This window comes from Oceanotoga teriensis (genome assembly GCF_003148465.1).
GTDB lineage: Bacteria > Thermotogota > Thermotogae > Petrotogales > Petrotogaceae > Oceanotoga > Oceanotoga teriensis.
Map to the genome: position 1 here is coordinate 284,960 of NZ_QGGI01000001.1, position 9,309 is coordinate 294,268.

The following is a 9,309-nucleotide window of genomic DNA, read 5'->3' on the forward strand; positions in this document are numbered from 1 at the left end:
ATATCAAAAAAGGGAGGGTTTTATATAGGCCCTCCCTTTAATTTTTTTTTAATTTATTCTTCAACTTTGAATTCTTCAACTATTTTATTCTGTATATCAGGACTAATTTCCATATAGTGAGAGAATTTCATATTAAAATACCCTTTTCCTGAACTTAAAGAGTTTAATCGTGGTGAAAAATCCATCATTTCAGCTAATGGTATTTCAGCATTTATTTTATCAGTTCCTTTACCTACAGCTTCCATACCCATCGGCCTTCCTCTTTTAGCAGTAACCTCTCCCATTACATCTCCTGTATACTCGTTAGGTACAAAAACTTCAACAGACATTATAGGTTCGAGTAATACTGGTGATGCATTCTTAACTGCTTCCTTAAAAGCACTTCTAGCTGCTATTTGAAAGGCTATATCAGATGAGTCAACAGCATGATAGGAACCATCATATAATGTAACTTTAACATCAACAACTGGGAAACCTGCTAAAACTCCATTTTTTAAGGCTTCTTTTATTCCTTTATCTACAGATGGTATGAAGTTTTTTGGAATAACTCCACCGACTATTTTGTCTACAAATTCATACCCTGTACCTCTTTCTAAAGGTTCTATTTCAAGTTTAACATGTCCATATTGCCCATGACCACCAGTCTGTTTTTTATGTTTATATTCAGCTTTCATAGGTTTTTTTATCGTTTCTCTATAAGCTATTTTGGGTTTGCCAACTTCAAAATCAACGCCAAAATTCTTTTTTAATTTTTCTAACATAACTTCAAGATGCACTTCACCTATTCCATTTACTATGGTTTCTCCAGTTTCTGCATCATATTCCCAAGTAAATGTTTTATCAGATTCCGAAAGTTTTTGAAGTGATGAGGTTATTTTATCTATTTCATTTTTTGATTTTGGATTTATAGACTTACTTATCATTGGTTCTGGATATTCTGGTATCATAACTTTTTTATCTTCATTTTTTTCTCTCAATGTATAACCTATTTTACAGCTTTTTAATTTAGGAATTAATATTATATCTCCTGCAGATGCTTCTTCAATTTCTTCATTTTTTTCTAATCCTGGTAAATATATATGTGCTGTTTTTTCTATTTTTTCTTCATCTACAACATATAAATTTGAAACTGATTTCATCTTTCCACTCAATATTCTTATATATGATATTCTTCCTACAAAAGGATCTACATCATTTTTTATTACCATTCCTATCATTTCAGCATCTTCAACAGGTTTTATTGTTTCTCCATCTTCAAATTCAAAAGTCCTTTCATTAGAAGCCATACCGAATTTTTTTACAGCATTTAATATTCTATCTACACCTATATTCTGTAATGCAGAACCACCTAATACAGGTATTATTTGGTCACTTTCTAATGAATTATGTAGAGATTGAAGAAGTTCTTCCGCACTTATAGATTCTTCTCCACCTTCAAAATATTTTTCCATAAGACTTTCATTTGTTTCAACTATATCTTCTATCAATTCTGAATGATATTTTTCAAAATATTCTTTTGCTTCTTCTTCTATTCCATCTATTTCTTTTGCTTTTCCAGAAAAATCTTTTTCATATATATAAGATTTCTTTGTTAATAAATTTACAAGTCCTTTGAAATTTTCTCCTTCGCCTATTGGAATTTGAAAAGGTACTAATTTTGCTCCATCTTCAAATTTTTCTTTCAATTCTTCTATAACTTTTCCATATTTTACTCCTTCTTTGTCTAGTCCATTAACAAAGAAAATAACAGGTTTGTTCATCTCTTTTGCTACTTTATAAACTCTTTCTGTAGTAACTTCTATTCCTGATGCCGCATTAATTACAAGTAATACATTATCTACTGCATTTATTGCTGTATTTATATCCCCTAAAAAATCTGCCGATCCTGGTGTGTCTATAAAAAAAGTTCTTATATCTTGATAATTTATAGTTATAATATGATTTGTAAATGTAGATTTTTTCTGTTTTTCAATTTCATCTTTGTCTAAATATCTTTGTCCAATTCTATCAACACCATAATATTCTTTTAAAAGTGCGTCCATTATAGTAGTTTTACCACAAAGATGATGTCCAAATACCCCTATTATTCTTTTCTGGGAAGAAGATAGATTCCCCATAAGTTCCCCACCTCCAACTTTTTATTTTTATTCTTTAGTATAAACACTTAGAAAGACTGGTATATAATCTCTCAATCTTTCACTTCCATAGTTTACTATAGAATTTTTATAGTACATCAGAGAGGAGCCACCCCCGTCAAACATGATAGCTTTTTTATATTCCCCAATTTTATTTAATAAAATTTTCAACCCATCATAATTTAACCCTTTATTTTTATCTTCGTAACCTTCTATCACTAATAATGTTACCATATTTTCTTTGTCAATTGCAAGTACAGTTCTCGGACTTTTTCCAGAAATAATTCCGCTAGAATAGCTTCTTCTTTCTTCTATTAGCTTTTCTTTAGAATAATCTTCATTTATTAAAATAGGTCCTCCTTCTATCAATGTTTTAATATTTTCATCTATATTAGTATGAAGTTCCATAGAAATCTCAGACCCTATTTTTATATCTTTTAAATATTTTTCATATTTTTTATTTATTAATAATAATTTTTCTTTTTCTTTTGGATTCTTTTTTCCCATCAGTTTTACTTTATTATTTTCTATAACAAAAAATAAATATTCTTCTTCATTTTCAATGATTTCCCCATGATAATCAGATGTATAAACTTTTACTTCTGCTTTCCAATTTGAATTAACAGATTTTATCCAAAATAAAGCATCATTTATACTTATTCTATATTCCATATTAATATAATCTATATTCATATTACCTGATTCTGTTATATAAAATACAGGTCTTGAATAAGCAGATAGATGAAGAACTTCCCCGTCTTCAATTATTGCCCCAACAGGTTCAAGATTTGTTGGGTTAAAATATGCAGTATTTATTGATAGTAAAGCTTCAGAATCGCTAAAATATTCTTGAGCTGAAACATATTTTCCAAGATTATTTAAATCATTTTTAATTTTTAATTTTTTAGGATCGAATTTTGCACTGTAAACCGTTATTTTTTCATCATTTATTTCAACAGCTTCTTTTTTATACTTTATAAGGTCTATTGGTTCATTTTTCTTTAAATTTATTTTTAATGTTTTTTCTCTAATCTCATAATTTAAATTTAAGTCAGTTTTAAATCTTATATACAGAGTACCTGCATTATAAGTATAATTTATATTATGCGGTATATATGAATAATTGGATATAGGTTTTAGAGTTATTAAATATTCTTCATCTAATTTTGTTATCTCTACACTTTTTTGATCTATAAAAGTATCAAAAATTATTTCCCATTCATTTATATTTGATTTAAAACTGAGTATTTTTGGAAGATAATCATAAAAGTATATTCTATCTAAATCTTGATAAGTTTTTTTTGATAGTATTTTGGCAAGGACATCATATCTTAAATAGTATTTGTTTTCTATCTTTAATACACTATTGTCAAATTTTTCGAGTAAATCAAGTCTTGAATAATAATCTTCTTTGTTTATCTCAAGTGTTTTTCTATTGTGTATAATATAAAAGCCTTTTGAATATTCATGAACTATAATATCCATATCATTTAAACCTTTTATATCTATAAAGTATTCTCCGAGATTTTTAATTGCATTTATATAGGTTGGCGGTTTTACACTGCTAAGTAAAACCGCCTTCTCGGAATATACATTTATTGAGATTATTATTAAAAAAAACACTATAATTTTTTTAATAAAGTTCAAAATCTATACCCCCTGATTATTTAACTATTTCATATATTAACTTGGTTTTATTTTCATGAGGTTTTTCATCTTTTATAATATATGATTCCTTTAATTTTTTGAGTGCTTCTTCATATCCTTTTTCTTCTGAATAATAAAGAGTGGCTATTTTTTCTCCTACTTTTACTTCATCACCCAATTTTTTAAATATTTTTATTCCAACTGATGTGTCTATTATATCTTCCTTGCTTGCTCTTCCTGCACCTAATAGCATAGAAGATATACCAACACTTTCAGCATCTATATGGGTTATATATCCATTTTTATCACTTATAAAATCATAGGTTAAATTTGAAATATTTAATATCTTTTCTGGATTTTCAACTACTTCGGGATTTCCTCCTTGTGATTTTATCCATTCTTTCATTATTTCTTTAACCTTACCATTATATATATTTTTCTGTATTTCTTCTTTTGCCTTTTCATATGACATAATTCCAGAAAGATCTACCATATGAGCTGATAATTCTAAACATAATTCTGTAAAATCATTTTTTATTTCACCTTTAACAGTTTGTATTGCTTCTAAAACTTCCAAAGAATTTCCAACTGTATATCCAAGAGGTTGATCCATATTAGTAACCAAAGCAGTAACTTTTTTACCATTCTTCTTAGCTATATCAACCATAGCTTTTGCAAGTTCAACAGATTCTTCTATACTTTTCATAAAAGCTCCAGAACCTGTTTTCACATCTAAAACTATTCCATCTGACATAATGCCTAATTTTTTACTCATTATACTCGCTGATATCAGAGAAATTTCATTTACTGTAGCAGTTGTATCTCTTAAAGCATATATTTTTTTGTCAGCCGGAGCTATATTTGCAGTTTGTCCAGCAACTACTACTCCCTTTTCATTTGCTATTTTAAAAAATTCTTCTTCACTCAATGCAGTTTTAAAACCAGGAATAGCTTCAAGTTTATCAACTGTTCCACCAGTATGGCCTAACCCTCTTCCTGATAACTTTGACACTTTTAATCCTATAGAAGCAACCATAGGTGCTAAAGATATAGTGGTTTTATCTCCCACACCTCCAGTAGAATGTTTATCAATTTTCTTACCTTCTATTGCAGATAAATCAACTTTATCTCCACTTTCAAGCATTGTCATAGTTAAGTTATATCTTTCTTCAGATGTCATATGTTTAAAATATATAGCCATTAACCAACTTGCAATTTGATAATCTGGTATTTTACCTTCAACATATTTTTCTATCATATATTTAATTTCTTCTTTTGTATTTATTCCACCATCTCTTTTTTTAACTATAATATCATAAGGTCTCATTAAATTGCCCTCCTTTAAAATTTATTCTAAAAAGAGTTCCATTATTCTCTTCACTTTCAAGAAAAATTCTGGCATCATGATTATCTAATATAAGTTTTACTATATATAAACCAAGTCCAAAACCGCTTATCTGTCTAGTTCTTGATTTATCAACTCTATAAAACATATCAAATATTTTTTGAATTTCTTTAGAAGGTATTCCTATCCCATTATCTTCAACTTCTAATACAATTTCATTTTTATTTTCATATGCATCTTTATAAAGCTTAATCCAAATGCTCTTATCTTCTTCTCTTGCCGAAGTAAATTTAAAAGCATTATCAATCAAATTATATATTACCTGTAATATTCTATCATCATTCCCCATAATAAACAAATCGGGTTCTATTTCAGCTTCTAGATTTATTTCCATTTCATCTGCAAGCATTTTAAAGAATTTATAAGCTTTTCCTGTGACTTCTGAAAGATTTATTATTTTAAATTCTTTTTCATCAGAAATATTTTTTTGAAGTCTTCCCATGTCTAATAAATCATTCACAAGTCTCGTTAATCTTGCAGTTTCATCTTCGATTATTTTTATCATTTTTTCTACATCTTTTTCAAGATTATCATTCATAAGTATTGTTTCAAGATAACCATTCATAACTGCCAGTGGCGTTCTTAATTCATGAGACATTATAGTTAAAAACTCTTTTCTCAATGATTCTAAACTCTTTTCTTTAGTTACATCAGTTAAAATAACTATTCTATATTTTTCATCTATTTCTGTAGTCTTTATTTTACAATTATAATATCTTTTTTCAGGAGAATAAAATAATATCTCTTCTTCAACATTAATTTTTCTTTTAAAACTTTTAAGTATTAAATCTATGAGATTGTGACTATCAACTATTTCAGCAAGAGATCTTCCTATATAGTCTTCAAGTGTAAAAATTTCTTTTGATGATTTATTTGCAAAGTCTACTTTTATTATATCTCCTTGATATAGAGAGGTTAACATAACTCCTTCATTTAAAGTATCCAATATCGAATACATATTTCTTCTTCTATTTTTTTCTGATTCAAATTTATTTTTAATACTTTTTAAATTGGTTTCTATCTGATGAATTACAAAATCATCCGATGGATTATTTAAATTTATATTGAAAATCCTTGAAATTTCATTTTTTAATCTTTTATATTTTTTTTCATTTTTTTTATTTTTTATAAAAGAATATATGTATAATGAGGTTATTATTATGAAAATAGTTATTGTTAGAGTATAAAAATATATCATTTTATTTTCCACCTCTTCTATTATTTAAAAAAAGCGACAGAAGAAATCCTCTGTCGCTTTTGTATTTAATTAATCATTTTTATCCTTTCCAGGATCTCTAAATTTGTATCCTTTTCCGCGTACAGTAATTATGTATTTTGGATTTGAAGGATCTTCTTCTATTTTTGTTCTAAGTCTTCTTATGTGAACATCAACAGTTCTTGTGTCTCCATAATAGTCATATCCCCAAAGTTTATCCAATAATACATCTCTATTGAATACTTTTCCTTCGTTTTTAGCTAAGAACACTAAAAGATCGAATTCTAATGGAGTCAAACTTACTAATTCACCTCTAACCCATACTTCTAATCTTTCTGTATTGATTATCAAATCTTTAGCAGTTATTTTTTTAGGTCCTTCTTCTTTCATTTGTGAAGCTGTTGTCTGTCTTCTAAATATTGATTTTATTCTAGCCAACAATTCTCTTACATTGAATGGTTTTGTTACATAATCATCACTACCAAGTTCTAAACCTGCAACTTTATCTGCTGCATCATCTTTTGCTGAAAGAATTAGTACTGGTGTAGCTTTATGTGCCTCTGAACTTTTGAGAATTCTTATTAAATCAAATCCATCCATTGATCCTGGAAGCATTATATCCACTATAAAGAAATCTACATCTTTTTCTTCAACAATTTTCAATGCTTCATCTGCTGAACCTGCTGATAATACATCATAACCTTCCTTAGAAAGATTTATTGATAACATTTCGGAAATAGCTGGGTCATCTTCAACTATCATAATAGTTTTTTTTGCCATGTATAATTCCCCCTTTCTGGGTTTACTTTAGTTTAATTTATTTAGCTTTTCCAGTGATTTTCTTTCAAGCGTTTTTTTGCTTATAACTTTTCTTTCAAAAGAGAATTGTGCTATTTTATTTATTTCATCGAATGCTTCACCTTCAAAAAGTATGGTATTTCCAATTATTTTTGAAACTTTTAATTTAACATACACTTTAAAACCTTGTGGTGTAATAGATATATGTTCAAAATTAGTTTTTGACACAACACATACCATTTTTTCAGTTAAATAAGGTTTTATAATTTCAAATCCACATTTATGCACATATTCTATCAAAGATGAAGTGCTCAAAACTTGATATTTCAAGTTCAAATTAGTTTCAGTCCAATAGTACAATTCACTATTTAGTTGAAATTCAAAATTATGCTCTTTCATAAATTCATCTTTAATATTTTCAAGTACTTCATGCATAATATCCCTCCTATTTTAGTTGGGAAATATGGAGATGTCTTTTATTTTTAAATATTAAAAAATTATATATTTTTCTTTGTTTTTTACTTCCCATGTTTATAATTTTTTTAGTTTCTTCATAATTAGGTGGATAATTTTTATTTTTCATAAATATTAATCTAAGTATTTCAGAATCAAATATATCACCTTTTATTTCATAAATATATTCGTTTTTTTCATATTTAACTCTTTTTTTAAATTCTTTTTCTACAGTATTTCTATATTCCCATAAAATTTTTTGAAGAGTTAAAATATTATTTTCATAATTATCGAATATTCCATCAAATTCTGGAATTATTTTGTGTCTTATTTTATTTCTCGTATATTCAAGAGAAAAATTACTTGAGTCAACAACATGTTCAACCTTATTAATTGTAACATAATCCTCTACATCTTTCAAAGTTACAGTTAACATAGGTCTGGTTAATTTTTCATTAACGGGCATTAAACCTGATAAACCATATATACCAGTACCCCTCAATAATCTATATATTAATGTTTCTGTAACATCATTCAGATGATGTGCCGTAGCAATTTTGTCATATTTGAATTCTTTTTGTATATTAAATAAAAATTCGTATCTTTTTTCTCTCGCCGCTTGTTCAATAGATATTTTACTATCTTCTGAGTATCTTATAATATCAAAATTTTCATAATGATATTCTAATCCAAATTTATTTACATATTCTTCAACAAATTTTTCTTCATGTTCAGATTCTTTTCTTATTTTGTGATTAAAGTGTGCAACGCCTAATTTATAATCGTTTATTTTTGATATTTTATACAATACATTTAGCAGTGTCATTGAATCTTTACCACCCGAAACTGCTATTAATATTTTATCACATTTTTTAAAAATTTTATACGTTTTTATGAAATTAAAGATTTTTTTTTCGAATGAATTTAAGTACATATTAACACCTCACAGAGAAAAACGCCCTTGCGGGCGTCTTTGGAGCCGATGAAGGGATTTGAACCCCCGACCTACTCATTACGAATGAGCCGCTCTACCAGCTGAGCTACATCGGCATTTTATACATCAGCAACTGTTAATATTATACTATAAAATTTGCAAGTGTCAAATTTTATATTTTAAATATTTTTATAGTATAATAAAGTATAGTGACTTGAAAAATAGAGCAATAAAAAAGGGATATGAAATAAAAAACAAGTAAATGAAAAGCAACAAAAATAAAAACAAGTAAAAAAAGGAATAAAAAGCGATAAAAAAGAGAAAAAAGAGAAGGGAAGAAAGAAAAAAAGATAGCAAAAGAAAAAGCTTAGAAAAAGCTTTTAATAAAAAATATAGAAGATAAGATAAAAAATCAAAAAGAATATTTTAAAGATTTAGGAGAAGCTAACAAATCATCTCTACCAATAGAATGAGCAAGTAAGGCAGAAGATATAAGAAACAAGTTAGCCAAATTACAATCCAAATTAACAGAATTAATGAATCTAAGAGAAGTAGAATTAGATAAACGAGATAAAGAAGAGAAAATAGATTCAATAAGAGTACGTTTTTTGTAAGTATTTTTAAACTTTGAAGAATTTCTATCCAAAAACATTCTAAAATTATCCTTAGAAAAATCAAAATAACGATAACAGTTAGACCTATGAAGAGGACAATTAGAAGG

Annotated in this window: 8 protein-coding genes and 1 tRNA gene; all 9 read right to left on the minus strand. The window is 27.1% G+C overall.

Features of this window, described 5'->3' with window-relative positions; translation table 11 throughout:
* Positions 1-53 precede the first annotated feature (53 nt).
* The gene (gene fusA, locus C7380_RS01450; protein ID WP_109603702.1) at positions 54-2,117 is read right to left on the minus strand and encodes an elongation factor G; all 2,064 of its coding nucleotides are present in this window, start codon (positions 2,115-2,117) and stop codon (positions 54-56) included.
* A 27-nt stretch (positions 2,118-2,144) separates the two neighbouring features.
* Positions 2,145-3,782, minus strand: a complete 1,638-nt coding sequence (locus C7380_RS01455) for a phosphodiester glycosidase family protein (protein WP_109603703.1) — start codon at positions 3,780-3,782, stop codon at positions 2,145-2,147.
* A gap of 16 nt (positions 3,783-3,798) precedes the next feature.
* Positions 3,799-5,109, minus strand: a complete 1,311-nt coding sequence (locus C7380_RS01460; RefSeq protein ID WP_109603704.1) for a thymidine phosphorylase — start codon at positions 5,107-5,109, stop codon at positions 3,799-3,801.
* Positions 5,096-6,385, minus strand: a complete 1,290-nt coding sequence (locus tag C7380_RS01465) for a sensor histidine kinase (RefSeq protein WP_109603705.1) — start codon at positions 6,383-6,385, stop codon at positions 5,096-5,098. The genes C7380_RS01460 and C7380_RS01465 overlap by 14 nt, the downstream gene beginning before the upstream one ends.
* A gap of 69 nt (positions 6,386-6,454) precedes the next feature.
* The gene (locus C7380_RS01470; RefSeq protein WP_109603706.1) at positions 6,455-7,183 is read right to left on the minus strand and encodes a winged helix-turn-helix domain-containing protein; all 729 of its coding nucleotides are present in this window, start codon (positions 7,181-7,183) and stop codon (positions 6,455-6,457) included.
* Positions 7,184-7,210: 27 nt separating this feature from the next.
* Entirely contained in the window at positions 7,211-7,636 is a 426-nt protein-coding gene (locus tag C7380_RS01475) for a thioesterase family protein (protein WP_109603707.1), read from the minus strand.
* A gap of 10 nt (positions 7,637-7,646) precedes the next feature.
* Positions 7,647-8,588 (minus strand): tRNA lysidine(34) synthetase TilS, encoded by a 942-nt coding sequence (gene tilS, locus C7380_RS01480; RefSeq protein ID WP_109603708.1) that lies wholly within the window; start codon positions 8,586-8,588, stop codon positions 7,647-7,649.
* A 40-nt stretch (positions 8,589-8,628) separates the two neighbouring features.
* A tRNA-Thr gene (locus tag C7380_RS01485) sits at positions 8,629-8,704 on the minus strand.
* Between the two features lie 296 nt (positions 8,705-9,000).
* A partial coding sequence (locus tag C7380_RS13655) for a hypothetical protein (protein ID WP_206050485.1) occupies positions 9,001-9,309 on the minus strand: 309 nt, incomplete at its 5' end.